Below are 24,083 nucleotides of genomic sequence, written 5' to 3'. Positions count from 1 at the left end.
CTTCTATCAGCGTCTGGGTTAAGCGGCGATTACTTCGAGAGCGGAAGCGAAGATACCGCGACCGTCGGAGCCGCCATGGGCCGCTTCGATCAGGTTTTCCGGATGCGGCATCATGCCGAGTACGTTGCCCGACGTGTTCATCACGCCAGCTATATCGCCCATCGAGCCGTTCGGATTGGTGCCTTCGGCATAGCGGAAGACGACCTGGCCATTGCCCTCGATCGACTTCAGGGTCTCGGCGTCGGCGAAGTAGTTGCCATCGTGATGGGCCACGGGGCTGCGGATGATCTGACCCTTGGCGTAGGCGCGGGTGAAATCGGTGTCGGCGTTGACGACCTCGAGCTTGACCTCGCGGCAGACGAACTTCAGCGAGGCATTGCGCATCAGCGCGCCGGGCAGGAGGCCTGCCTCAACCAGGATCTGGAAGCCGTTGCAGACGCCGAGAACCTTGACGCCCTGTTCAGCCTTCGCCTTGATCGCCTGCATCACCGGCATGCGGGCAGCAATCGCGCCGCAACGCAGATAGTCGCCGTAGGAGAAGCCGCCGGGGATGACGATCAGGTCGACGTCGGGCAGCTCCGTTTCCGTCTGCCAGACGGTCACGGGCGCCTTGCCGGAGATCTTGGTGAGGGCAGCGATCATGTCGCGATCGCGATTGAGGCCTGGAAGCTGGACGACGGCTGACTTCATGGTGCGGTTCAAACCCTGCCTGCGCCTCTTGAAGCTCATGCAATTCGAGGCGGTTTCCGATGCGGCCGAAGCACGGTTCAATGCGCTTGGAGCCGATATTGGATGCACTGCGCATCCTGTAATTTTCAAACCATCGAGCCGCGGACGGGATATTCCTTCGATGTCCTGTCAGGCCATCCGCGGCGCTCTCCCGCCGTCAGGCGAAGGAGATGCTGTAGTTTTCGATCACCGTGTTGGCGAGCAGCTTTTCGCACATCGCCTTGAGGTCGGCTTCGGCCTTCGCCTGGTCGCCGGTCTCGATCTGCAGATCGAACACCTTGCCCTGGCGGACCTGACCGATGCCGTCGAAGCCGAGCGCGCCGAGCGCGCCTTCGATTGCCTTGCCCTGCGGATCGAGAACGCCATTCTTCAGCGTCACGGTTACACGTGCCTTGATCACTTTAAACTTTCCCCGAACTAACTTTGACCAGAACTTACTTGACCAGAACCGGGCCGGTGCCGCGCACGGGCTCGTTCTCGTTCATGATGCCGAGACGGCGCGCGACTTCCTGGTAGGCCTCGACCAAGCCACCGAGATCGCGGCGGAAGCGATCCTTGTCGAGCTTTTCCTTGGTCTCGATGTCCCACAGACGGCAGCTGTCCGGCGAAATCTCGTCCGCCAGGATGATGCGCATCATGTCGCCTTCGAACAGGCGGCCGCACTCGATCTTGAAATCGACGAGCTGGATGCCGACGCCGAGGAACAGGCCGGTCAGGAAGTCGTTGATGCGGATGGCAAGCGCCATGACATCGTCAAGTTCCTGCGGGCTCGCCCAGCCGAACGCGGTGATATGCTCTTCGGAGACCATCGGGTCGTCGAGCGCATCGGCCTTGTAGTAGAATTCGATGATCGAGCGGGGAAGGACGGTGCCTTCCTCGATGCCGAGACGCTTGGCCAGCGATCCGGCAGCAACATTGCGCACAACGATCTCGAGCGGGATGATCTCGACTTCCTTGATCAACTGCTCGCGCATGTTGAGACGACGAATGAAATGCGTCGGAATGCCGATACGGTTCAAATGCGTGAAGATATACTCGGAAATCCGGTTGTTCAGGACGCCCTTGCCGTCGATGACGTCATGCTTTTTCTTGTTGAAGGCGGTCGCGTCGTCCTTGAAAAACTGGATCAGCGTGCCCGGCTCGGGACCCTCATAGAGGATCTTTGCCTTGCCCTCGTAGATACGGCGGCGACGATTCATGGATATTGTCTCTGTGGTTGTTGGCGCTCTTGGGCCGCGCTAATGGTGTCTTCTCACGGGGTCCATAGCTGAAAAGAACGCATTTCACAATCGGCGTGTCTTCCCGTCCCCTGATTTACCCGAAGCGCGCATCCACCTTTCGGGCTCGCCCACGGCGGGGGGCATATTCATGCGGGTTTGCTAAGGTATCACGAAAGTCGCAAAACAGGAAAACGCGCATTGCACTTTGACCACTGTTTTGATTTATGGCCATAACTCTTTACGGCATGAAATTCTCACAGGAGATCGATTGATGACTGGTATGCAGGATCGCGAAAAGGCCTTCGAAGCGAAGTTTGCGCTGGACGAGGAACTGAGATTCAAGTCGGAAGCACGCCGCAACAAGCTGCTCGGCCTCTGGGCTGCCGGCCTGCTCGGCAAGTCCGATGCGGAAGCCTATGCCAAGGAAGTCGTAGCGGCCGATTTCGAGGAAGCCGGCCACGAGGATGTCGTGCGCAAGATCAAGGCAGACTTCGACGCCGCCGGCGTGGCGCAGAGCGAAGAGCAGATCCGCGTTCGCATGCTCGAGCTGCTCGGCGAAGCGATCGACCAGATCCAGAACAAGTAACACTGGATCTTCAGATACCCGTGACACAACCGCTCGGCTGAAAGGCCGGGCGGTTTTTTATTTTGCAGCCCGGATGTTCGGCTGCGTCTGCACCGTTTCGTCGGGATGCGGCGACGGTTTCCACCCGCTCTTCAGGCGCACTTCGAGTTCGCGGCGGCTCATCGGCCTTGCCAGCGCATAGCCTTGAAGAATGTCGCAACCGAGATCGCGCAACATCCCGGCATGGGCCCAGGTTTCAACACCCTCCGCCACCACCTTGATGTTGAGCGAGCGGCCGATGTCGATGATGGCGCGGACCAGTTTTGCCTGCTTGGCGCTTTCGGTAATCGGACCGACCAGCGCGCGATCGATCTTCAGTCGCGCGGGATTGAGGTTGAGAAGGCCGATGATCGATGCATGTCCCGTGCCGAAATCGTCGATCTCGATGTCGATGCCGAGCGCGTTGAGGGCGACGATCGTCTCGGCAATCTCGTCTTCGAGATCGTCGAGGAAGATCGATTCCAGCAGCTCGAAAGACATGACGCCGGACGGTATCTGCATGGCCCGAAGGTCCGAGATGAGGCTCGGATCGCGCAGCCGGCGCGACGAAATGTTGAATGAGATCTTCGGAACCATGAGGCCGGCACGCCGCCAGGCCTCGAAATCGGCATAGGCCATCTCGACGATGCTCCTGTCGATCGCCGAGAGAACGTTGATCTCCTCGGCAACCTTCAGGAAATGGAACGGCGCAAGCACGCCGCGTTCGGGATGAACCCACCGCACCAGGGTCTCGACACCGGTGAGCTCCAGCGAGCGGGCGTCGAACTGCGGCTGGTAGTAGGGGACGAACTGTCCTTCCTCCAGCGCCTGACGGATATCGTCGCCGGTGCGCTTGGCGCTGAGGATCTGGTTCTGGATCTGCTCGGAAAACACCTCGAAACGATCACGGCCGAGGCTCTTGGCCCTGTAGAGCGCGATGTCGGCATTCATCAGCAGCTGTTTCGGATCCGTTTCGCTTTCGCCGCGCCAGGCAATGCCGATGCTTGCGCCCAGCCGGCAGAGCTGCCCGTCGTGGGGGATAGGGCGGCGGAAGGCATGAACGATGCGGGAGGCAAGATCCTCAAGCTGATCCAGGCTCCGACCGCGCCGGCAGAGGATGACGAACTCGTCGCCGCCAATGCGGGCGATGAAATCGTCCTCGTCGGCATGCGATCGCAAAATTGCCGCCGCATGGGTGAGCATGGCGTCGCCCGCCTGATGTCCGAGCGTGTCGTTGATCTGCTTGAAGCGATCGAGATCGAGATGGAGGATGGCGTTGAGCGTCGGATCGTCGGCGAGGATCTGATCGAGGTAACGCCTGTTGGGGAGATCGGTCAGGTAGTCGTGCAACGCATTGTATTCGATGCGGATGCGCGCCTCTTCGAGCTCGAGATTGCGGGCCTCGGTTGCAGCCTTGGCCTTGCGCAGTTCTTCCTGCAGCGCAATGTCCTCGGTCACATCCCAGTTCGCGCCGATGAGTTTGCGGGTACCGTCGCGGTCGACGTAAAATGCGGTGTTGGCGCGAATGTGCCGGGTTTCACCGTCAGCAAGGACGATGCGGAACGCGTTGGTGAAGGGGGCACCGGCCGCGACGCCGCCATTGACCCGGGCGATGGCAGCCTGCCGGTCATCCGGATGCAGCATGTCCTCCCAACTGCGACCGCTCGGAGCGCCGGCGTGCGGTTCAAGCCCGTAGATCCCGAGAATGCGCTCGTCCCAGAGCGTCTCGCCGGTTTCGAGGTTATGGTCGAAGACCCCGATCTTCGACACATCGAGGGCGAGCCGCAGGCGGCGCGAGATTTCCTCGAGCTGTGCCTCGGCTTCTTTTCGCGCCGTGATGTCGCTGTCTGTCCCGATGATGCGCGTCGGCTTGCCGTCCGGCCCGTAGGCGACCGAAGCGCCACGGCTCTCGATCCAGATCCAGTGTCCGTCCGCATGGCGCTCGCGGTACTGGAATGTGTTGTAGGTGGCCGCACCCGAATCCTGCCGTTCGATCGAGGCAATCACATGCGCGCGGTCATCGGGATGCACATTCTCGATCCAGCGCTCGAGCGAGCCGTCAACCTGCGCATCGTCGGAAAGGCCGCGCAACCGCTTCCACGTGGCGGAATAGAAGAGATCGCCGGTCGAAAAATCGTGATCCCAGACGCCTTCGAGCGCACTTTCAAGCGCATATTTCCAACGCGTCTCGTCGTTTCGCAGCCCCGCGATCTCCGAGATCAGATGATCGATCGGCAGCATCAGCAACAAGGAGGGGTCAGTCTCGGCACGCGACGTGCACACCACGGCCACGGTGCCGGTTGCGCCATGCAAACGCAGGGTCTGCGCCGGGGCGACGGTTTGCGGGATACCCGATGCCGTCAGCAGATCATGATCGTCGGCGTGAACGAGATCGTGGAAAGTCCGACCGACAAGCGCAGACGACGACAGTTGCAGCAGGCTGCACAGAAAAGCGTTGGCCGAAACAATGACACCCTGCATGTCGACGACGACCGCCGCTGCCGGCAGCTGGTCGAGTGCCGGGTCAGTCCAGATTTGCGGTGTCGCCGATGCTCGGCGCTTGCCCTTGATGGGATCTTTCGGTCCGGTCACGTATCCCACGATCCAGCATGTGTTACCGCACGATCATGATCGCGGACCATGAACTTCGGATTAATGCGGAACCGTGTATTTCGCAGTGCTGTCAGGGTTTGAGACGGCTGAGAAACTGCGCGAAGACCATCGTGCCTTCGGGCCAGGGGCCGTGTCCGGACTCCGTGTTGAGATGGCCCGATTCCCCGGCATCCACCAGCAGCGAGCCCCAGGACTTGGCGATCTCGTCTGCGTGTTCGTAGGAGCCGAACGGGTCGTTGCGACTTGCGACCATCAGCGAGGGAAACGGCAGCGGATCGCGCGGGTAGGGGCCGAAGGTCATCAGGTGTTTCGGCCGGATGCCGGCATTGGCCACATCCGGCGGTGCGACCAGGAAGGCGCCGGCGATCTTCTTTTCGATATGGGGCAGGGCATGGACCGCGGTGGCGACGCCAAGCGAATGCGCGACGATCACCACCGGCTTTTCGGCGGCGTTGACCTCCTCGACCATTCGCGCGACCCAATCCTCGCGCACGGGCTTGGCCCATTCGGCCTGCTCGACGCGACGCGCGGTCGACATTTTCCGCTCCCAGCGGGACTGCCAGTGTTCAGGGCCGGAATTGGTGTAACCGGGAACGATCAGGATATGGGCGTCGGAAAGTTTCATAGTGGCCGCGATGTGGCGTCGAAACGCGTCGAAGTCAAGGCGTAGGCGACAGCGGCCGCATTTTATGTATAATCGACACTGCAGGTCGCGGTCGATGCGGCTCGAGTTTTGCCGTTGTCGCTGGTCCGGGGCCGCTCTGTGGTGGTTGAGGAGTGTGAGCCATGACAACATTCCATGTTCTGTCGGGAGCGGACGCAAGTGTCGCCCATCCCGGAATACGAAAGATCGGCCTTTCCGACGTTACGGACGCGTTGCGACTGGGTTTCGAAGACTTTCGCGAGAAGCCGTCTCACTATGTTTTTCTCTGCCTGATCTATCCCATCGCCGGCGCCGTCCTGATGACCTGGAGCGCAGGTGCCAACATGCTGCCGCTGCTTTATCCGCTTGCGTCAGGCTTTGCGCTCATCGGGCCGGTGGCGGCCATCGGCCTCTACGAGATTAGCCGGCGCCGCGAACTTGGTATGGATACGTCCTGGCCTCACGCTCTGCGCTTGCATCGTTCTCCGGCTTTGCCATCGATCCTCGCGGTCGCGGCATTGCTCTTCGTCATCTTCATCGCCTGGCTTCTGGTGGCGCAGGCGCTCTATATCCGGATCTTCGGCGCCGAACCTCCAGCATCGCTCGCAGCCTTCTGGAACGGCATCGTCAACACCGAGCAGGGCTGGAACCTGATCCTGGTCGGCAACGCCGTCGGCTTCGTGTTTGCGACCATCGTGCTGTCGATCAGCGTGGTCTCGTTCCCGCTGCTGATCGATCGCGACGTCGGCGCTGTCGCTGCGGTCGAGACTTCTATCCGGGCGACCCTGGTCAATCCCGTGCCCGTCGCCTTCTGGGGCCTGATCGTCGCGGCCGGCCTGCTGATCGGCTCACTCCCGGTCTTCGTCGGCCTTGCCGTGATCATGCCGATCCTTGGTCATGCGACATGGCATATGTATCGCAAGATGGTCGAACCAGGCCCACGCAGCCGGGCACGATAGCAAAAACCGGCCAGCCTCGCGGATGAGAGGTCTGGCCGGCTTTTCCTGAAAAGATCGCCCGAACTACTTGAAGAACTTGTAGTAGGCGGAAATCTGCGCCGCCGTGTTGGACGACAGATTGAGCTTGATGCCGATCTTGTCGCCACGATACCAGCGCACCATGCCGGTCAGACATCCGAGTTCCTCACTGCGGATCGTCACTTCCTGCCCGGTACGTGCATTGATGTCGAAGTAGAGCTGAAAGCAGATGCCCTCGGCGGAAAGATCCGTGACGATGCCGTTGCTTGCGCCCGTTTTGACGGAAACATTCCCGGTAATCTTAGTCTGCGTGCGCGCTGTGGCGCGATGAACACTGTCCTTGTAGGCCATGTGAACCCTCGACCTGGATTGATCTGGGTCGATCATCTCACGTAAAGATTGAATTCCTTGCTAACAAAAATGCCCGCATTCGCGCAAACTGCGTCAAATGCGGGCATCTCGGAGCGTCTTGAGTCTCGAGTGCCGCGCTGGCGCGGCACTTCTTTTCGTTGGCGGGCTTAGCCGAACACGCGTCCGAAGATCGTGTCGACGTGCTTGGTGTGGTAGCCGAGATCGAACTTTTCACGGATGTCGGCTTCGGAAAGCGCAGCGCGAACTTCCGTGTCTGCAAGCAGTTCTTCCAGGAAGTCCTTGCCCTGTTCCCAGACCTTCATCGCGTTGCGCTGAACGAGGCGGTAGGCGTCTTCACGCGATACACCGGCCTGCGTGAGCGCGAGCAGGACGCGCTGCGAATGCACCAGACCGCGGAACTTGTTCATGTTCCTCGTCATGTTGTCGGGGTAGACGAGCAGCTTGTCGATCACGTTGGTCAGGCGGGCAAGCGCGAAGTCGAGCGTCACCGTCGCATCCGGGCCGATCATGCGTTCGACCGAGGAGTGCGAAATGTCGCGCTCGTGCCAGAGCGCCACGTTTTCCATGGCCGGAATGGCAAAGGCGCGAACCATGCGGGCAAGACCCGTGAGGTTTTCGGTCAGCACCGGGTTGCGCTTGTGCGGCATCGCCGACGAGCCCTTCTGGCCCGGCGAGAAATATTCTTCGGCTTCGAGGACTTCGGTGCGCTGCAGGTGGCGGATTTCGGTTGCCAGCCGCTCGATCGACGAGGCGACGACGCCGAGCGTGGCGAAGTACATCGCATGGCGATCGCGCGGGATGACCTGGGTGGAGACCGGTTCCGGCTTCAGACCAAGCGCCTTGGCGACGTGTTCCTCGACGCGCGGGTCGATGTTGGCGAAGGTGCCGACGGCGCCGGAAATGGCGCAGGTGGCAATTTCCTCGCGAGCGGCGATCAGGCGCTGCTTGCAGCGATCGAACTCGGCATAGGCGAGCGCCAGCTTGACGCCGAAGGTCGTCGGTTCGGCATGGATGCCGTGCGAGCGGCCGATCGTGACGGTATCCTTATGCTCGTAAGCGCGGCGCTTCAGCGCTTCCAGCAGCTTGTCCATGTCGGCCAGCAGAAGGTCGGTTGCACGCACCAGCTGGACGTTGAAGCAGGTGTCGAGCACGTCGGAAGACGTCATGCCCTGGTGGATGAAGCGGCTGTCGGGACCGACAAATTCGGCCAGGTGCGTCAGGAACGCGATGACGTCGTGCTTGGTGACGGCTTCGATCTCGTCGATGCGATCGACGTCGAACGTCGCGGCGCCGCCCTTTTCCCAGATCGTCCTCGCGGCATCTTTCGGGATCACGCCAATTTCGGCCAACGCATCGCAGGCATGGGCCTCGATCTCGAACCAGATGCGGAACTTGGTCTCCGGCGACCAGATGGCCACCATTTCCGGTCGGGAATAACGGGGGATCATGGGCTCTCAGCTTTCGTCATCAGTGGAGGATGGCTGTGCCTCTAGCAAAGATGCCCGGCAAGCTCAACGCTGTTGACGACCTTCAGAGCGTGCAAGCCACAGACTGGCCGCCACAAGTACAGCTCCGCCAAAGGGAAGATACAGCCGCACACCGAGCACGAGGAACTGATAGAACGCCACGAGGGAGGTGAAACCGAACTGGTAAAACCAGGTGCGCGTGCCCGTATGGGCATGCCAGCGCGCGTAGAAGACGCGGTAATCGAGTGCGAACAGCAGCGCCGTGAAGGCGATCGTTCCAAGCGACAGGCACAACAGATAGGCGGCAAACCGGGTTTCGCCGGGACGCCCAAGCGTTGCGAAGCGTGCGAGAAAAACGGCAAGCGGCCAGGCCAGCATGCCACCGATCCCGTACATCACCAAGAGTTCGACCAGATGGAAGGTGAGGGCGCTCTCGCGCAGAACGAGCGCGAACCAGGCAGATACGACCATCGCCAGCCCCCAGACGGGCGTGCCGAAGACGATCTCGGACGCGGAGGGAAACGCCCGCACGAACCGGGAGCGCGTCAGGACCAGTGCGGATCGGTAGGCCGATCTCGACCCGGTCCCGGTGCGCGCCTCATTCATTGTGCCATCCGGGTCGGAACAGCGATCCAGCGCCCGTCGGTGGTGCCTTCGAAGCCGAGCGATTTGACCAGCACCATGATGATGTGGGTCTGGGTGCCGTCGTCGTTCCTGTGCGTCACGGCACCGCCGATGCGATAGCCGGTGGGGCAACGGCGGCTTTCCGGCACGCGCTCGTCGTCCTGGAGCACCTCGCTTGCCGCCTTTCCCGCCTTCAACGTCATCGACAGGCGGAAACCTTTGACGTCCTTCAGGAAGTCCTTGCACAGCGGGCCGGGATCGAAGCTTTTTTCTTCGAGCGCCAGGCCATAGGTCTCGCGGAACGCCTCGTCAGCGGCAAAGGCGTCGTAGGTCAGCGCCAGCGGCGTTGCATTCGCCTCGGTAATCGGGTTGTAGGCCGCGAGCAATCCCGGCTGGTCGGCCAGCCGATAGGCATCGATCAAGGGCGCGGCGCGGCGATGCGCCTCGTGCCTCGTGCGGTGGAGGGGGGCACCGTCCTCGCGCCCGACCGCGCGCACCGGCGACCCCGGCATGAACGTGTCATTGCGCGTATCGATGACGTAGATGGTGGAATAGGGGAAGCCCGAGCCGTCTTGGACGCCGTATTCCTCGAAGGCAAAGACATTGCCGTCGGAGGAAAAGCCGATTGGCTGAAACGCGGCGTAGTCTCCGGCAGACGCCTGCGTTGCAATAAGTGTCGCCACCGCCAGGAAAAGCGATGGCGCAGCCGGGCGCGCCGTCATCAGCGTGCCTTTTCGGCGGGGGTGCGGATCGCCTGGATCGCCGAGCGATAGGCATCGACCGAACCGCCCTTGAAGATCGCCGAACCGGCCACGAGCACGTTGGCGCCGGCGCCGGCCGCAATCGCCGCCGTTTCCGGCGCGATGCCGCCATCGACTTCGATCTCGATCGGCCGGTCGCCGATCATCTTCTTGATCCGGCGGATCTTTTCCGCCGTCGCGTCGATAAACTTCTGGCCACCAAAGCCCGGATTGACCGTCATCACCAGTACCAGATCGATTGTATCCAGCACATATTCGATAGCGCTTTCCGGCGTTGCCGGATTGAGCGAAACGCCGGCCTTCTTGCCGAGCGACCGCACGGTCTGCAGCGAGCGGTGCAGGTGCGGACCCGCTTCGGCATGAACCGTCAGGATGTCGCAACCGGCCTTGGCGAACGCTTCGAGGAAGGCATCGGCGGGCGAGATCATCAGGTGGCAATCGAAGGTCGCTTCCGTGTAGCGGCGCAGCGACTTGATCACGTCAGGTCCGAACGTGATGTTGGGCACGAAATGGCCGTCCATGACATCGAGATGGATCCAATCCGCGCCGGCGTCCACGACGTCGCGGACTTCCTGTCCGAGCTTCGAGAAATCGGCCGCCAGGATCGACGGGGCAATGCGGATGGGATGGGTCATGAGAGGCTCCGGCTGTTTGTCGCGCAATAGCACTCTGTCGCCGCGCAAACAACATGCGCGGCGCTATTGCCGCTTTAGCCACTGCCCGACCATGACGGCACGGGATCGTTTTCGGCCGCTTTCGCGTCGTAAACGCCGCGGGCGATCGCTCGTGCCATCGTCGCTGCGGCGGTCGCGCCCAGGTCGAGAAAATCCGCAAGCTCCAGGGTCTTGCCGCTGGCGCCGGTCGCAAGCGCGAAGATGAGGTCGCCGTCGAGCGGCGTGTGGGCGGGCCAGATGGCACGAGAGAACCCGTCATGCGCGGCAACGGCCAGACGTTTTGCCTCCGCCTTGGTCAGAACCGCGTCGGTGGCGATGACTGCGATCGTGGTGTTGGCGGCGGCCTTGAGATTAGCGCCCATTTTGGTGCGGATATCGGATGCGTCCGCCGGCATGGGGTGGGGCAGGCCGAGGCCGCCGAATTCGTCCTGTTGCTCGAAGGGAGCGGCCCAGAAATGGCGGCTGCTGCCGACGGTCACGGAGCCCAAGGCATTGACCGCGACGAGCGCGCCGATGGTCACGCCGTTCGGCAGCACCACGGAGGCTGAGCCGAGACCACCCTTGAAGGTCGCGGTCAAGGCACCGGTGCCGGCACCTGCGGAACCAGTCATGAATGTCGGGGCAGCGTTGCGCACCGCTTCGTAGCCGAGTTCGCGATAGGGCGGAAACTGTCCCCAGTCCTTGTCGCCGCCATTGATAAGGTCGAAGAGGATCGCCGTCGGTACGATCGGGACCCGGTGCGGGCCGATGGCAAAACCACGCCCCATTTCCCTGAGCGCCGCCTGCGCGCCGGACGCGGCGTCCAGTCCGAAGGCGGAACCGCCTGAAAGAATGATGCCGTCAACGGTCTGGACGGTATTGTGCGGCTCGAGCAGGTCGGTCTCGCGGGTGCCGGGCGCACCGCCGAGGATCTGGACCGCGGCCGTTGCAGGGGGATCACATACAATTGCGGTGACGCCAGATTTCAAGCGATGATCTTCGGCGTTGCCGACGGCAAGGCCAGCCACATCGGTAATCAGATTGCGCGGACCAGGCTGCATCAAGGCGTTCCTACCGTATCGGCAACGGGCACGAAGCGGCCGGACTGCCATTGCATCAATCGGTAGGGGGTATCTCCACGTTCATGCCCGGCGTTGAACGCGATCGGGCCAAGGATCGTTTGATAGGGCCCCTTGAGCAGGGCGTCCGTCAACGGCTTGTCGTCCTTCTCGGCCTGGTCCTTGGCCTGCTCCAGCACGGCCATGGCACTGAACGCCGGGAGAACATAGCCTTCAGGCTCGAAACCCGCCGCGCGCATGGCGTCGGCGACAGGCTTGCCTTCAGGCGATTGCGCCGCGTCGGGCAAGGTCAGCGCCAGCACGCCATCGGCGAGCGGCACTGTTACGTCGGCTGCGTTCAGAGTATCGCCACCGAGAAGGGTCAGGTCGGCGCCTTCCTCCTGCGCGTCGCGTGCGATCACGGCGGTATCCTGCCGGTCACCACCGGTAAAGACGTGCGTTGCGCCGCTCTTGACGAGCCGCCGCACAAGATTGATCTGCTGTTCCTGAGCCGGGCGATAGGTGTCGGTGAAAACAGGCGTCATTCCGATTTCGGCGAGTGCCGTGCGCACACTTTCCACCAGTTCACGGCTGTGGATCGTACCGTCGTCGATCAGCGCGATCGGCTTGTCCTTCCAGCGGCTGGTAATGGCGGCAACGATTGCCGCCGGCTCGGCCTTGCCGCTCGGGGCGAGACGGAAGAACGGCCAGTTCTTCTTCAACACGTCTTCCATCAGGATATCGGAACGCACGCTGAGGGTCAGCGCCGGCACATTGGCCTCGGCAAGCGCCGGCAGCACGGCGTCAAGGCTTTCGGTGCAGAGAAAGCCGATCGCCGCTTCGGCGCCAGCCGCCAGCAGCGCCTTCGTCAGGGCTTCGGCCCCGGCCGCTTCGCATGTCTCGGGGATGACGACGACCTCACTGCCGCGGTCACCCGCCTGGAAGGATGCGCCATCGATGATCTGCTTGCCGAGAAGCGCGAAGGGTCCTTCGACCGGCGCGACGACCGCAACCTTGACGCCGGCTGCCGAGGCAGGTGCGGCTTGCGCCATTCCCGCAACGATGAAGCCCAAAACAATCGATCGAAGCATGCAATTCCCCGCAGCTGCATAAATCCCAGGCTCGGAATGGTCTCACGAGGAGATATGCAGCGAGACTGAATGCTACCGCATTCCCCGGCAAGAGCTCAACCGTCCGTGGCGCTGTAGTGGCCGCATGTTTTAAGGATGTGGCCACCGGCGTCAAAGGAAAAGATGTAAATGGAAACAACGGACATCCGATCCACGCCATGGCCATGTCGCGGATCTGCAAGAATCTCCTGGAAGCGGGTTTCATATTTCACGCCAACGGCTATATGTGCCTGACATCGCCCGGAGAGAGATGTGTTGGAGAGAACCCGACTGGACCCGATCAGTTATCGCGACGCAATGAGCCGCCTGGCTGGCCACGTGCAGCTCATCACCGCTGCCAACGGCGGCGAGCGCCGCGGCGTGACGGTCACCGCATCGTGTTCGGTGTCCGATAGCCCTCCCACGGTTCTCGTCTGCCTGAACGGCGCGAACCCGCGCAACGACATCTTCGTGCGCGGAGAGAGTTTTGCGTTGAACCTGCTCGGCGACGAGCATCGCGCGCTTGCCCATGCCTTTTCCGGCCGCGACCAGCTCGACATGGACCGACGCTTTGCGCTCGGGCAATGGACGCAGCTTACGACCGGTTCGCCGATCCTCGCCGACGCGACCGCCGCATTCGATTGCAGGCTGATCGAGGTCAAGACCATAGCCACCCATCTGGTGCTGTTCGGCGAAGTGGTCGATGTCACCCTTGGCTCCGCGCGCCCGCCGCTCATTTATCTGGACCGCGGATATCACTCGCTGTAGTTTTTTCAACAGGGGCGACTCTCGCTCATTGTTGACTTTATAAAATCACGACAATTACCTGATTTAAAACGACGAATACACTTGATTGCAGCAACTGTCCGTGGCGGAGGATGCATGGCGGCACCGGTGACAGGCGCATTGCCCCAATCCATCGATGAAACGATGGCGATGCTGGAGGCGCAGGATTACCTCGCCGGCACGGCGCTGGCGACGGTGCTGTTTCTCGCGCTCAGAATGAAGCGCCCGCTGTTCCTCGAAGGTGAGGCCGGCGTCGGCAAGACCGAGATTGCCAAAGTGCTGGCCCGTGCGCTCGATCGTCCCCTGATCCGCCTGCAGTGTTACGAGGGGCTGGATGTCGCCTCTGCCGTCTACGAGTGGAACTACCCGGCGCAGATGCTGGAGATCCGGTTGTCGGAAGCGGCGGGCACGGTCGACCGGCGCCAGGTCGAGAGCGACATCTTCTCCGAACGGTTCCTGATCCGACGCCCTGTTCTCCAGGCCATTTCCGCCGAGAGCGGACGGGCGCCGGTCTTCCTGATCGACGAACTCGACCGTACCGACGAGGCCTTCGAAGCGTTCCTGCTCGAAGTCCTCTCCGATTTCCAGGTGACCATTCCCGAACTCGGCACCATCCGAGCCACCGAGCCGCCTGTGGTCATCATCACTACCAATCGCACGCGCGAGATCCACGATGCCTTGAAGCGGCGCTGCCTCTACCATTGGGTAGACTATCCCAAGGCCGCACAGGAACTTGAGATCATTCGCCGCAAGGTCCCCGGGTGCAACGCGGCCCTGTCGCGCGAGATCATCGCCTATGCGCAGCGGCTGCGCACCGTCGACCTTTTCAAGAACCCGGGCGTCGCCGAGACCATCGACTGGGCGACGGCCCTGACCGAACTTGATCGCCTTGCCCTCGATCCCGAAACAATCGCCGATACGCTCGGCACCTTGCTCAAGTACCAGGACGACATCGCCCGGATCGACGGTGCCGAGGGGCGCAAGCTGCTCGCCGAGGTCAAGGCGGAATTGCTGGCGGCGGGTTGACGATGCAGCCGGGAGAACATCCGCCCGATGGTGCCATTCTCCCGCCACCCCAGCCCGGTGACGGCAAGCTTGCCGACAACATCGTCTTCTTTGCCCGTGCCTTGCGACGCGCGGGCGTCAAGATCGGTCCCGGAGCTGTTGCCGATGCCATCGACGCCGTCACCCTGATCGGTATCGGCGGACGCGACGAATTCTACGCTGCCCTGCAATGCATCTTTCTCAAACACCATGAGGACCAACCGGTCTTCGACGAAGCCTTTCGCCTGTTCTGGCGGTCGCGCGGCCTTGTCGAAAAGATGATCGCCCTGATGTCGCCGCTGGCGCCGGAACGCGACAGCGAGCGCCAGCGCCGGCGGGCGGGCGAGACAAGGGTCAGCGATGCGCTCCGATCAGGCCATGATGAGCCCCGGCCACCGCGTGAAGAACCCGATGTCGAGGTCGATTCCCGCTATACGGTTTCGGGCGGGGAGCTTTTCCGGCAGGTCGATTTCGCCCAGATGACAGCCGCCGAGATTATCGAGGCAAGGCGGGCGCTGTCGTCGCTGGTGTTGCCGCTCGACCAGGTCAGGACGCGGCGCTACCGGCCTTCGGCGAGGCAGATCCGCATCGATCCACGCGCGACGATGCGTGACGCCATGCGGTTCGGCGGCGAGCTCATTCTGCCGCGCTTTCGCGAGCGGCGTTTCGTGCATCCGCCACTGGTCGTCCTTGCCGACATTTCCGGTTCGATGAGCCAATACACCCGCATCTTTCTGCATTTTCTCCACGCCCTCAGCGAAAAGCGCCAGCGCGTTCACACGTTCCTCTTCGGCACCCGGCTGACCAATGTCTCCAGGCCGATGCGAAACCGCGACCCGGATGTCGCACTCGACGAATGCATCGCATCGGTCAAGGACTGGTCCGGCGGTACGCGCATCGGCGAAACGCTGCATGAATTCAATCGACGCTGGTCGCGGCGGGTGCTGGGGCAGGGTGCGATCGTACTTCTCATCACCGACGGGCTCGAGCGGGACGATACGACAGAGCTCGAGCAGGAGATCGATCGCCTTCACCGGTCCTGTCGCCGGCTGATCTGGCTCAATCCGCTGTTGCGCTTCGACGGCTTCGAGGCGCGTGCCCGCGGCGTCAAGGCGATGCTGCCGCATGTTGACGAATTGCGAGCGGTGCACAATCTTCAATCCGTGGGCGAACTGGTCAAGTCGCTCTCGGGTCAAAGGTCCGGGGAGGCGGATCCGAGGCGGTTCATGAGCAAGCATCGCATCAAGACGTGAAGCCTTTGAGGGAGGACGTGACATGCAGGCCCTGACCGACATCCCGGATCCGCTCGTGGTTGCCGAAACCTGGATCGGCGAAGGCCGCCGGGTCGCGATCGCGACGGTGATCGAAACCTGGGGATCTGCGCCACGGCCAGTCGGCAGTCACCTGGTGATCGACGGTGCCGGTCATTTCGAAGGGTCGGTCTCCGGTGGCTGCGTCGAGGGTGCCGTGATCAGCGAAGCTGCCGATATTCTGGAGACCGGTCAGGCGAAAATCCTCGAATTCGGCGTTGCCGACGAAACGGCCTGGCGCGTCGGCCTGTCCTGTGGCGGCCGGATCCGGGTGCTGGTCGAACGGGTTGATGGCTGAACCATGGATCTCAAAACCCTGCAGGCATTGAATGCAGCGCGCGCCGGGCGGCGGGCTGCCGTTCTTTTCGCCGATCTAGAGACCGGCCGGAACGCGCTCCTAGTCGAAGGCGAACACTGTCCGGACGAATGGGTCGAGCCGATGGCTGCCGCGCTCCGCTCCGGCAAGCCCGGAACGATCGTGGTCAGCGGGCGATCCTATTTCCTCAATGTATACCTGCCACCGCCGCGCATTCTCGTCATCGGCGCCGTCCACATCTCCCAGGCGCTGGCGCGCATGGCACCGGTCGCAGGCTTCGACCTGGCGATCGTCGATCCACGCACCGCCTTTGCAACGGCCGAGCGTTTCTCCGGCGTCGAGCTGATTGCGGAATGGCCCGACGAGGCGCTCAAAACCCGGCCGCTTGACCGGTTCACCGCCATGGTGGCCGTCACGCACGACCCGAAGATCGACGACGAACCGCTCCGCGCAGCCCTTGCCGCCGACTGTTTCTATGTCGGTGCGCTTGGCAGCAGAAAGACCCATGCAAACCGAGTCGAGCGGCTGCGGCGCCTCGGACTTGCCGACGACGCCATTCAGCGGGTGCGGGCGCCCATCGGCCTCGACATCGGTGCCGCAAGCCCGGCGGAAATCGCGGTCGCGATCCTTGCCGAAATCATCGAGGCTTTGCGCCGCCGCGATATAGGGTCCGCCGGCGAGGCGCGCCGATGAAGTTTGGTTCTGTCCCCGTCTCAAAGGCCGAAGGCGCAGTGCTGGCGCACGCCGTCCGGGCCGCAGATCTGCGCCTGCCGAAGGGCCACCTCCTGCAGGCCGGCGATATCCAGGCCCTGACGCAGGCAGGGATCGAAGAGATCATCGTCGCTCAACCGGACCCCGGCGACCTGCTGGAAGATGAAGCGGCGGCAAGGATCGCAGGCGCCATCGCCCCGGACCATCTCAGGTTTTCACCGGCGGCAACCGGCCGCGTCAACCTGTATTCCCGCGTCTCGGGCCTGTTTGTCGCCAGCCGGAAAACCATCGACGAACTCAACCGCATCGATCCGGCGATCACGCTCGCCTGCCTTGCCGACCATGTGCCTGTCCGGCCCGGCGACATGGTCGCGACGATCAAGATCATACCGCTTGCGGTGGCGGGATCGCTGGTGGAGCGGGCCGAGACACTGCTGCGCGAGCGCGTCGCCCTCGAGGTCAAGCCTTTCGTCGCACGCCAGGCGGCGCTGATAGCAACGGAGTTGCCGTCATTGAAGCGCCAGGTCATGGACAAGACCCATGCGGTCCTTTCCGCGCGACTGACGCAATCGGAAAGCCGGCTCGTGAGCGAACGGCGCGTCGCGCATACGCACGAAGCGGTCGCGACAGCCATCAGGGATCTGTCCGCCGACCATGACCTGATCATCGTATTCGGCGCCTCGGCGGTTGCCGATGCGGACGATGTCATTCCGGCCGCCATTCGCCGCGCCGGCGGCATCGTCGACCACGTCGGCATGCCCGTCGATCCCGGCAATCTCATCGTCATCGGCCGCGTCGGCGAAGTGCCGGTGGTGGGGGCACCGGGCTGTGCGCGCAGCCCGCGTGAAAACGGCTTCGACTGGGTGCTCGATCGTATCATTGCTGGCGAATGGCCGAGCCGCGACGACATTGCCGGCCTCGGGGTCGGCGGCCTGCTGAAAGAAATACCGACCCGGCCACAGCCGCGCGACCCCACCGCGCAGCCGCCATTGGGACCAGTGGAAACGGTCGTCATGGCAGCGGGCCGCGCCAGCCGCATGGGGTCGCAGGGCGGCCACAAGCTCCTGGCGACGTTCGACGGCGTGCCGCTGATCCGCCGGACCGTTGTCAGCGCGCTCACCGCCGATACCGGGCGCGTGATCGTCGTCACCGGACATCGCGAACAGGAAATCCGCGCAGCTCTCGGCGACCTGCCGGTGACGCTGGTTTCCAACTCCGCCTACACGTCCGGTATGGCGTCATCGCTGACGACGGGGCTCACCGCGCTCGATCCCGCAGCCGGCGGCATGCTTGTGATGCTCGCCGACATGCCGGGCATAACGGCCGGTGATCTGCGCCGGCTCGTCGATACCTTCACGAGCGAAGGCGGGCGTGCAGTGATACGGGCGACGGCCGACGGGCAGCGCGGCAACCCGGTCATCCTGCCGCGCCAGACCTTTGCCGCCGTTGGCCAATTGGTCGGTGATGTCGGCGCAAGAGATATTGTTGAGCGTTGCGGTCTGCCGGTGATCGACGTCGAAATCGGTGCCGCCGCACGGCTCGACCTCGATACGCCGGAGCAGATCATCGCCGCAGGCGGAATTCTGGAGGAGTAGACGCGTGGACAATGCCGCAATCGAAGAGATGTTCGAAACGCTCGGGCCCGTCACGATCAAACGCATGTTCGGCGGAAAGGGTGTCTATTTCGAAGGCATCATCTTCGCTCTCGAAGTCGACGGAGAAATCCTGTTGAAGGCGGATGAGCGGACAGGACCGACATTCGAGGCGGCAGGATCCCGGCAATGGGCCTATGACGGCAAGGGAAAGCCGGTGAAGATGCCCTATTGGAGCATACCGGAAGAGGCATACGACGAACCGGATGAGATGGCGCGCTGGGTCAGGCTTGCCTATGAAGCGGCGCTGAGAGCCAAGAAATAGTATGGCACGCGGATATCGCGTGCGCTCGACGAAAGCGGCCTAGTTGGCTCCAACCAGCCGCTTCGTCTCCGCCCGGATAGCGCCGACGGCGTCGGCCGCAAAACGCGAAAGCGGCTCGGGCAGGGCATCAAGATCGTACCAGCCGATGTCGGACAGCTTGTCCGGCTCGGTCAGCTGCGGCTCTCCCGAAAAATCGTCGGTCACGTAGATCATCGAGATCCAGTGCTGGCGATCCGCCTCGATCAACTGCTCGCTCAGGCAGAGAAAGCGCGTCGAGTGTATCGACAGGCCGCTTTCTTCTTCCGCCTCGCGGCGCGCAGCCAATTCGCTGCGCTCCATGTGGTCGACCTTGCCGCCCACGATGTTCCAGTGGCCGGCTTCGGGCGCCTTGAGGCGCTTGTACAACAGCAGCTTGCCGTCGCGCATGATCGCCAGTCCGCAGCCGAAGCCGGGAAAGTCAACGCCAGGCCGACCCATTGAAGGATCAGGCCTTGCCGGCGATCAGCATGAATGCGGGGATTTCGTCGCCGAAACCGACAGGTGTCGGGCCGTCGTCGTGATCGCGACGGTGGCGATTGCGGCGATCGCGGTTGTCGTCATTGGCAGGGTTTGACGCGCGGACCGGACGCTCCGGACGATGACCGTTGCTCGGCTTTGTTTCTGCGTTGCGTACCGGTTTCACCGCTTCCTCCCTTTCGACGACTGCTTCGATTTCGGCCTCACTATCGGCGCGAACCGTATCGGTTTTGTGATCGGAACGGCCGCGCGGTGAGCGGTCCCCATCTTTCTTGCGATCCTTGCGACCGTCGCGACCGCGCTCACGGCGACCGGTATCGTGGCTTTCCATCGGCTCAGGAAGGTTCGCCAGATCACCGTTCAGCCACTCGACCTTCTGGCCGATCAGCTTCTCGATAGCCTCGGAGAACTTCGTGTCGCGCTTGGTAACGAGCGTGAAGGAAGCACCGGAGCGGCCGGCACGGCCGGTACGGCCGATGCGGTGGACATAGTCTTCCGCATGGATCGGCACGTCGAAATTGAACACGTGGCTGACATCGGGGATGTCGAGACCGCGGGCCGCCACGTCGGATGCAACGAGCAGCGTGATGTGATTGTCCTTGAACCCGGCAAGCATGGCCATGCGCGAGCGCTGGTCCATGTCGCCATGCAAAGCGCCGACCGAGAAGCCGTGACGCTCGAGCGAACGGAAGAGGTCGGCAACATCCTTCTTGCGGTTGCAGAAGATGATGGCGTTCTTCAGGTCGTCCTGGGCGCGGATCAGATCGCGCAACACGGCGCGCTTCTCATAATCCTTCGCGTGCGTCGCGACAAAACGCTGTGTCACGGTCTGCGCCGTGGACGCCGGGCGAGCGACTTCGACGCGTTCCGGGTTCTGAAGGAACCGGTCGGCCAACTTCTGGATTTCCGGCGGCATCGTTGCCGAGAAGAACAGCGTCTGGCGCGTGAACGGGATCATCTTGGCGATGCGTTCGATGTCGGGAATGAAGCCCATGTCGAGCATGCGGTCGGCTTCGTCGATGACCAGGATCTCGACGCCGCTCATCAGGAGCTTGCCGCGTTCGAAATGGTCGAGCAGGCGGCCGGGCGTGCAGATGAGCACATCGGCGCCACGCTCAAGCTTGCGGTCCTGTTCGTCGAACGAGACGCCACCGATGAGAAGCGCGATGTTGAGCTTGTGGTTCTTGCCGTACTTGTCAAAGTTCTCGGCGACCTGGGCTGCCAGTTCGCGCGTCGGCTCCAGAATCAGCGTGCGCGGCATGCGCGCACGTGCACGACCCTTTTCGAGCAGGGTCAGCATCGGCAACACGAAGGATGCCGTCTTGCCTGTTCCCGTCTGCGCGATGCCCAGAATATCCCGACGCTGAAGCGCCGGGGGAATGGCACCGGCCTGGATCGGGGTCGGGATTGTGTAGCCCGCATCGGTTACTGCGGAGAGAACTTTTTGGCTAAGGCCAAGGTCAGCAAAATTGGTCAAAGGGAAATCTGTTTCCGTTCCGGTTCGATAAGAACACTGCTCGATCGGTGGAAAACACACCACCGCGTGGCCGGGCTCTTAAGCCGAATGCCGTCGAAAGTCAAGAAATCCAGCACGTTGAAGCGGGAAAAGGTTGATGATGGCGAATCTGTCGCGTTTCTTGTCAAGCCATGGCCGTCAGAGACGCTGACAGAAGGCTCACTTCATGTAGCTCGCGAGCTTTGCTCCGGCGTTGAGAAACCGCATGGGATCCACGGCCTGGCCGTTGAGCCGGACCTCGTAGTGCAGGTGCGGACCGGTGGATCGACCGGTGTTGCCGGATTTCGCAACGATATCGCCCGCCTGGACCCGGTCCCCGACATTGACCAGCACCGTCGACAGATGGGCGTAGCGACTGGAAACGCCGTTGCCATGATCGACCTCGACCATGTTTCCGTATCCGCCCGTCAGGCCTGCAGTCACGACGGTACCTGGCGCAGTCGCCCGAATACGAGTGCCGACGGTAGCGCGAAAATCAATGCCCGCGTGCAGGGCCAGCCGCCCGAGGAAAGGGTCGAGCCGGTTGCCGAAGTCGCTGGTGATATCGCTTGCCGGCGACGGATTGCCGAAGGGCAGTTCGCGAACCTGCGCGCGCGTCCGTTCGAGCTCGACCAGCGCCGAATCGAGTGCTGCAAGCGACTGGCCGAACCCGCCATCATCGACCGGTTCCACGAACGGGCCGCCGATTGCCGTTTCACCCGAATCGGTTGCTTCGTCGACCGGCGCCAAGTCGGCGACATCATCCTGCGGCAAGGCAACGCCTGTGCGCACGACGATCTTTCGGATGGCTTCCGACGTTTTTGCCGCCCCATCGGTCAATTGCTCGAGCCGTTCCATCTGGTCCCGCTCGACGTCCTTCAACGAGAGCGTCACCTTGGAAAAGAGCCGATCGGCCCGGTCGGAGGTGCTTTCGCCGGACGTCGGTCGGGCATAGCCAAGAGCGGCGGCACGGGCAGGTGCTGCACTCGGCGCACCGCTTAACCCCATCAACTTTTCGATCGCCTTTACGCCGCCGGTCGCATCGGCACGTTTTTCGTAGGCGAGGGGTTCGATCGGCGCCGGCTGGGTGAAGTCGGTCGACAATCCGGAATTTTCCGCCCGCTCGATCAGCGCGCCGAGCTTGCCGTTGCGCGAGGAAAGCGCCTGCTGTTGCTGAAGCAGCTTTTCGACCTTGTCCTCGACCACCTGCTGGTCGAGCAACTGACGGCTGGTCACGCGATCGACCTGTGCTCTCAGCGCGGTGATTCGGTCTTCGTATTCGTGCTGCATGCGCGCCTGGCGGGCAATCGTTCCGCCAATCAGGTCATCACGCAGTACCAGGTAGGAGGTGGCGGCGAGATAGCCGATACCGAAGACGCCGACCGTACAAGCGGAAAGGACAGCCATCCAGGGACGCACGGTCATGTGGCGCACGCGGTCGCCACTCGCCAGGATCAGAACATGGTTCTGCGCGCGCTTTCCGAAGGTGCGATTTGCCGAACGCTCTGACACTCCACCACTCCCGCTGTCTGCGAATTGGTTCGCATTGCTTGAGGGGCATTACACTTCGTTAGGGTTAATATTTGGTTGCAGAGGCAGGTCAGGAGAGGTTCGTGGACGCCGTCATCGAGCGGTAGAATGATGGCGTCAACCCCGCTTCGGCGCGGGCGATATCGTTGAAGGGTGCCTTGAGCGGTCCACGAAAATTGGCGCGGACGAGCTGTTGAAAGGTTGCCGCCGGATCCTTCTTCTCACGGGCGCACAAGAAGCGGAACCACTTGGCTCCAACGGCCACATGGCCCTTCTCGTCCTCGTAGATGACGTCGAGCACAGCGGCCGTCTCGAAATCTCCGGTTTCGCGCATGCGCGCCTGGAGCGCCGGCGTCACGTCTAGACCGCGTGCCTCAAGGATCAGCGGCACGACCGCCAGCCTTGCGGTCAGGTCGTTGCGGGTGTCGTGCGCTGCCTGCCAGAGCCCGTCATGGGCGGGCAGGTCGCCATAGTCGGCGCCGAGATCATGGAGACGCTGGCGAACCATGCGAAAATGCTTGGCTTCCTCGAAGGCCACCTTCATCCAGCCGTCGAAGAACGAATTCGGCACTGATTCGGTAGCAAAGCGCGCGACGATGTCGAGCGCCAGGTCAACGGCGTTGAGTTCGATATGGGCGATCGAATGCAGGAGTGCTATCCGCCCTTTCAGGGAGCCGAGCGAACGCTTCTTCACCTTTGTCGGCGGCGTCAGAACCGGCTTGTCCGGCCGACCCGGACGAAGCGGAACGGGGCGGTCGAGCGGCGACCGCAGCGACAGCGTGCGCCGTTGCCAGCGCCGGGCGGCTTCCTGCGCAAGCTCCGTCTTGACGTCGAGGTCGGCGGCACTGATCGCGGCTACCGCGGCTCCGCGCAGACTGTGAAAGGTCGGAAGCATCGTCATTGCGGCCTCGTCGTTATCGCTCACAGCGCTTTGGCGGCCGCGAGCGCCTCTTGGGCATGCCCGTTGACCTTGACCTTCTCCCAGACGCGGGCAATCCGACCGTCGGCGTCGATCAGGAACGTGCTGCGCTCGACGCCCATGTACTTGCGCCCGTAGAGGCTCTTTTCCACCCAGAGGCCATAGGCATTGATGGCACTCTTCTCCTCGTCGGCGGCCAGCGCGACGGTGAGTTCGTGTTTCTTGGCAAAGCGGTCGTGACGCTTCACCGAATCGGGTGAAATCCCGATCAGCTCGACGCCGGCGGCTTCGAAATCGGAGGCAAGCTCAGTAAAGGAAATCGCCTCCAGCGTGCAGCTTTTGGTGTCGTCCTTCGGGTAGAAGAACAGGACGACCGGGCGGCCGCGAAACGCCGAAAGAGAAATCGTGCCGCCGCCGTCACGCGGAAGCGTGAAGTCGGGAGCGAGTTCACCGGGTGTGAGGCCTGCCATCAATAAACCTTCCTTGCGCCAAGTTTTGCCGACAATCGACGGCTAGGGCATATCGAAAATCGACAACCTCCGTCCAGCGGATTTGTGCTAGATTTGACAGCTGCCGGACGGGTTGCGTCTATAGGAGGCTTTGCCCGGCGTTCGCACGCAGGAAACTGACAAATGTGTGAATGCTTTCCACAGCATGGTCGGCAAGACGTGATGACACCGTCCAGCCATATGTGGTCTACATGGCGGTAT

The 24,083-nt window shown here is 62.5% G+C and carries 26 protein-coding genes; 9 read left to right on the top strand and 17 right to left on the bottom strand.

Annotation, left to right across the window (positions count from 1 at the left end):
* Positions 1–18 precede the first annotated feature (18 nt).
* The 3 genes from purQ to purC all read right to left on the bottom strand — a co-directional run bounded on the left by purQ (position 19) and on the right by purC (position 1,928).
* Entirely contained in the window at positions 19–690 is a 672-nt protein-coding gene (gene purQ, locus RTP54_RS09110) for a phosphoribosylformylglycinamidine synthase subunit PurQ (RefSeq protein WP_112815721.1), read from the bottom strand.
* Positions 691–886: 196 nt separating this feature from the next.
* Entirely contained in the window at positions 887–1,129 is a 243-nt protein-coding gene (gene purS, locus RTP54_RS09105) for a phosphoribosylformylglycinamidine synthase subunit PurS (protein WP_112804939.1), read from the bottom strand.
* A 34-nt stretch (positions 1,130–1,163) separates the two neighbouring features.
* The gene (gene purC / locus RTP54_RS09100) at positions 1,164–1,928 is read right to left on the bottom strand and encodes a phosphoribosylaminoimidazolesuccinocarboxamide synthase (protein WP_025427151.1); all 765 of its coding nucleotides are present in this window, start codon (positions 1,926–1,928) and stop codon (positions 1,164–1,166) included.
* Between the two features lie 292 nt (positions 1,929–2,220).
* Between purC and RTP54_RS09095 the strand changes: the two genes are divergently transcribed.
* Positions 2,221–2,535 (top strand): DUF1476 domain-containing protein, encoded by a 315-nt coding sequence (locus tag RTP54_RS09095; protein ID WP_112804941.1) that lies wholly within the window; start codon positions 2,221–2,223, stop codon positions 2,533–2,535.
* 57 nt (positions 2,536–2,592) lie between these two features.
* Here RTP54_RS09095 and RTP54_RS09090 read toward each other — a convergent pair whose 3' ends face one another.
* Together RTP54_RS09090 and RTP54_RS09085 are read right to left on the bottom strand one after the other, a co-directional pair.
* Complete coding sequence (locus RTP54_RS09090; RefSeq protein WP_312362063.1) at positions 2,593–5,145, bottom strand: EAL domain-containing protein; 2,553 nt, start codon at positions 5,143–5,145, stop codon at positions 2,593–2,595.
* 91 nt (positions 5,146–5,236) lie between these two features.
* On the bottom strand, positions 5,237–5,791 hold the full coding sequence (locus RTP54_RS09085) for an RBBP9/YdeN family alpha/beta hydrolase (protein WP_112804944.1): 555 nt from the start codon (positions 5,789–5,791) through the stop codon (positions 5,237–5,239).
* A 161-nt stretch (positions 5,792–5,952) separates the two neighbouring features.
* On the opposite strand from RTP54_RS09085, the gene RTP54_RS09080 reads away from it, so the two are divergent.
* Positions 5,953–6,768, top strand: a complete 816-nt coding sequence (locus RTP54_RS09080) for a DUF2189 domain-containing protein (protein ID WP_112804946.1) — start codon at positions 5,953–5,955, stop codon at positions 6,766–6,768.
* A gap of 63 nt (positions 6,769–6,831) precedes the next feature.
* Here RTP54_RS09080 and RTP54_RS09075 read toward each other — a convergent pair whose 3' ends face one another.
* The 7 genes from RTP54_RS09075 to RTP54_RS09045 all read right to left on the bottom strand — a co-directional run bounded on the left by RTP54_RS09075 (position 6,832) and on the right by RTP54_RS09045 (position 12,811).
* Positions 6,832–7,137 (bottom strand): PilZ domain-containing protein, encoded by a 306-nt coding sequence (locus RTP54_RS09075; RefSeq protein WP_112804948.1) that lies wholly within the window; start codon positions 7,135–7,137, stop codon positions 6,832–6,834.
* A gap of 167 nt (positions 7,138–7,304) precedes the next feature.
* On the bottom strand, positions 7,305–8,606 hold the full coding sequence (purB, locus tag RTP54_RS09070) for an adenylosuccinate lyase (RefSeq protein WP_112804950.1): 1,302 nt from the start codon (positions 8,604–8,606) through the stop codon (positions 7,305–7,307).
* A gap of 63 nt (positions 8,607–8,669) precedes the next feature.
* Positions 8,670–9,230, bottom strand: a complete 561-nt coding sequence (locus tag RTP54_RS09065) for a hypothetical protein (protein ID WP_312362056.1) — start codon at positions 9,228–9,230, stop codon at positions 8,670–8,672.
* Positions 9,227–9,970, bottom strand: a complete 744-nt coding sequence (locus tag RTP54_RS09060; RefSeq protein WP_312362054.1) for a DUF2259 domain-containing protein — start codon at positions 9,968–9,970, stop codon at positions 9,227–9,229. Before RTP54_RS09060 ends, RTP54_RS09065 begins: the two co-directional genes overlap by 4 nt.
* Entirely contained in the window at positions 9,970–10,644 is a 675-nt protein-coding gene (gene rpe / locus RTP54_RS09055; RefSeq protein ID WP_312362052.1) for a ribulose-phosphate 3-epimerase, read from the bottom strand. The genes RTP54_RS09060 and rpe overlap by 1 nt, the downstream gene beginning before the upstream one ends.
* A 74-nt stretch (positions 10,645–10,718) precedes the next feature.
* Positions 10,719–11,726, bottom strand: coding sequence for a P1 family peptidase (locus RTP54_RS09050; RefSeq protein ID WP_312362050.1), 1,008 nt, complete (start codon positions 11,724–11,726; stop codon positions 10,719–10,721).
* Positions 11,723–12,811, bottom strand: a complete 1,089-nt coding sequence (locus RTP54_RS09045; protein ID WP_112804957.1) for a branched-chain amino acid ABC transporter substrate-binding protein — start codon at positions 12,809–12,811, stop codon at positions 11,723–11,725. The genes RTP54_RS09050 and RTP54_RS09045 overlap by 4 nt, the downstream gene beginning before the upstream one ends.
* 336 nt (positions 12,812–13,147) lie before the next feature.
* Here RTP54_RS09045 and RTP54_RS09040 point away from each other — a divergent pair, with 336 nt between their 5' ends.
* From RTP54_RS09040 to RTP54_RS09010, 7 genes are all read left to right on the top strand, one after another.
* The gene (locus RTP54_RS09040) at positions 13,148–13,597 is read left to right on the top strand and encodes a flavin reductase family protein (protein ID WP_112804959.1); all 450 of its coding nucleotides are present in this window, start codon (positions 13,148–13,150) and stop codon (positions 13,595–13,597) included.
* Between the two features lie 114 nt (positions 13,598–13,711).
* Positions 13,712–14,641 (top strand): MoxR family ATPase, encoded by a 930-nt coding sequence (locus RTP54_RS09035; protein ID WP_312362048.1) that lies wholly within the window; start codon positions 13,712–13,714, stop codon positions 14,639–14,641.
* Positions 14,642–14,643: 2 nt separating this feature from the next.
* On the top strand, positions 14,644–15,912 hold the full coding sequence (locus RTP54_RS09030) for a VWA domain-containing protein (RefSeq protein WP_312362047.1): 1,269 nt from the start codon (positions 14,644–14,646) through the stop codon (positions 15,910–15,912).
* 22 nt (positions 15,913–15,934) lie between these two features.
* Positions 15,935–16,267, top strand: coding sequence for an XdhC family protein (locus RTP54_RS09025; RefSeq protein WP_112804965.1), 333 nt, complete (start codon positions 15,935–15,937; stop codon positions 16,265–16,267).
* A 3-nt stretch (positions 16,268–16,270) separates the two neighbouring features.
* Positions 16,271–16,978, top strand: coding sequence for an XdhC family protein (locus RTP54_RS09020; protein ID WP_312362044.1), 708 nt, complete (start codon positions 16,271–16,273; stop codon positions 16,976–16,978).
* The gene (locus tag RTP54_RS09015) at positions 16,975–18,591 is read left to right on the top strand and encodes a molybdopterin-binding/glycosyltransferase family 2 protein (RefSeq protein WP_312362042.1); all 1,617 of its coding nucleotides are present in this window, start codon (positions 16,975–16,977) and stop codon (positions 18,589–18,591) included. The genes RTP54_RS09020 and RTP54_RS09015 overlap by 4 nt, the downstream gene beginning before the upstream one ends.
* 4 nt (positions 18,592–18,595) lie before the next feature.
* Positions 18,596–18,913, top strand: a complete 318-nt coding sequence (locus RTP54_RS09010) for a TfoX/Sxy family protein (protein ID WP_112815514.1) — start codon at positions 18,596–18,598, stop codon at positions 18,911–18,913.
* Between the two features lie 39 nt (positions 18,914–18,952).
* Here the strand turns inward: RTP54_RS09010 and RTP54_RS09005 are convergent, their stop codons facing one another.
* The 5 genes from RTP54_RS09005 to RTP54_RS08985 all read right to left on the bottom strand — a co-directional run bounded on the left by RTP54_RS09005 (position 18,953) and on the right by RTP54_RS08985 (position 23,843).
* A complete protein-coding gene (locus tag RTP54_RS09005) occupies positions 18,953–19,390 on the bottom strand; it encodes an NUDIX hydrolase (RefSeq protein ID WP_112815513.1) in 438 nt (145 codons plus the stop codon).
* Between the two features lie 7 nt (positions 19,391–19,397).
* A complete protein-coding gene (locus RTP54_RS09000) occupies positions 19,398–20,906 on the bottom strand; it encodes a DEAD/DEAH box helicase (protein ID WP_312362040.1) in 1,509 nt (502 codons plus the stop codon).
* A 198-nt stretch (positions 20,907–21,104) separates the two neighbouring features.
* Positions 21,105–22,436, bottom strand: coding sequence for a M23 family metallopeptidase (locus RTP54_RS08995; protein ID WP_312362038.1), 1,332 nt, complete (start codon positions 22,434–22,436; stop codon positions 21,105–21,107).
* 88 nt (positions 22,437–22,524) lie between these two features.
* Complete coding sequence (locus RTP54_RS08990) at positions 22,525–23,355, bottom strand: ferritin-like domain-containing protein (protein WP_112804977.1); 831 nt, start codon at positions 23,353–23,355, stop codon at positions 22,525–22,527.
* A gap of 20 nt (positions 23,356–23,375) precedes the next feature.
* Positions 23,376–23,843: a peroxiredoxin gene (locus RTP54_RS08985; protein ID WP_312362036.1), complete on the bottom strand. Its 468-nt coding sequence runs from the start codon at positions 23,841–23,843 to the stop codon at positions 23,376–23,378.
* Positions 23,844–24,083: the final 240 nt, after the last annotated feature.

It is taken from the genome of Ensifer sp. (assembly GCF_031989085.1).
In the GTDB taxonomy this organism is placed as follows: Bacteria; Pseudomonadota; Alphaproteobacteria; order Rhizobiales; family Rhizobiaceae; genus Ensifer.
The sequence above is the reverse complement of the archived record's forward strand: the minus strand, read 5'-3'. Positions and strand labels throughout refer to the sequence as shown.

Bases quoted from the DNA above. Each gene is read 5' to 3' on its own strand.
- RTP54_RS09030 (WP_312362047.1), top strand. From the start codon at position 14,644: ATGCAGCCGGGAGAACATCCGCCCGATGGTGCCATTCTCCCGCCACCC.
- RTP54_RS09060 (WP_312362054.1), bottom strand. From the start codon at position 9,970: ATGACGGCGCGCCCGGCTGCGCCATCGCTTTTCCTGGCGGTGGCGACA.
- RTP54_RS09025 (WP_112804965.1), top strand. From the start codon at position 15,935: ATGCAGGCCCTGACCGACATCCCGGATCCGCTCGTGGTTGCCGAAACC.
- RTP54_RS09020 (WP_312362044.1), top strand. From the start codon at position 16,271: ATGGATCTCAAAACCCTGCAGGCATTGAATGCAGCGCGCGCCGGGCGG.
- RTP54_RS09085 (WP_112804944.1), bottom strand. From the start codon at position 5,791: ATGAAACTTTCCGACGCCCATATCCTGATCGTTCCCGGTTACACCAAT.
- rpe (WP_312362052.1), bottom strand. From the start codon at position 10,644: ATGACCCATCCCATCCGCATTGCCCCGTCGATCCTGGCGGCCGATTTC.
- purQ (WP_112815721.1), bottom strand. From the start codon at position 690: ATGAAGTCAGCCGTCGTCCAGCTTCCAGGCCTCAATCGCGATCGCGAC.
- RTP54_RS09005 (WP_112815513.1), bottom strand. From the start codon at position 19,390: ATGGGTCGGCCTGGCGTTGACTTTCCCGGCTTCGGCTGCGGACTGGCG.
- RTP54_RS09040 (WP_112804959.1), top strand. From the start codon at position 13,148: ATGAGCCGCCTGGCTGGCCACGTGCAGCTCATCACCGCTGCCAACGGC.
- RTP54_RS08985 (WP_312362036.1), bottom strand. From the start codon at position 23,843: ATGGCAGGCCTCACACCCGGTGAACTCGCTCCCGACTTCACGCTTCCG.
- RTP54_RS08990 (WP_112804977.1), bottom strand. From the start codon at position 23,355: ATGACGATGCTTCCGACCTTTCACAGTCTGCGCGGAGCCGCGGTAGCC.
- RTP54_RS09080 (WP_112804946.1), top strand. From the start codon at position 5,953: ATGACAACATTCCATGTTCTGTCGGGAGCGGACGCAAGTGTCGCCCAT.
- RTP54_RS09015 (WP_312362042.1), top strand. From the start codon at position 16,975: ATGAAGTTTGGTTCTGTCCCCGTCTCAAAGGCCGAAGGCGCAGTGCTG.
- RTP54_RS09075 (WP_112804948.1), bottom strand. From the start codon at position 7,137: ATGGCCTACAAGGACAGTGTTCATCGCGCCACAGCGCGCACGCAGACT.
- RTP54_RS09045 (WP_112804957.1), bottom strand. From the start codon at position 12,811: ATGCTTCGATCGATTGTTTTGGGCTTCATCGTTGCGGGAATGGCGCAA.
- RTP54_RS09035 (WP_312362048.1), top strand. From the start codon at position 13,712: ATGGCGGCACCGGTGACAGGCGCATTGCCCCAATCCATCGATGAAACG.
- RTP54_RS09065 (WP_312362056.1), bottom strand. From the start codon at position 9,230: ATGAATGAGGCGCGCACCGGGACCGGGTCGAGATCGGCCTACCGATCC.
- purC (WP_025427151.1), bottom strand. From the start codon at position 1,928: ATGAATCGTCGCCGCCGTATCTACGAGGGCAAGGCAAAGATCCTCTAT.
- RTP54_RS09095 (WP_112804941.1), top strand. From the start codon at position 2,221: ATGACTGGTATGCAGGATCGCGAAAAGGCCTTCGAAGCGAAGTTTGCG.
- purB (WP_112804950.1), bottom strand. From the start codon at position 8,606: ATGATCCCCCGTTATTCCCGACCGGAAATGGTGGCCATCTGGTCGCCG.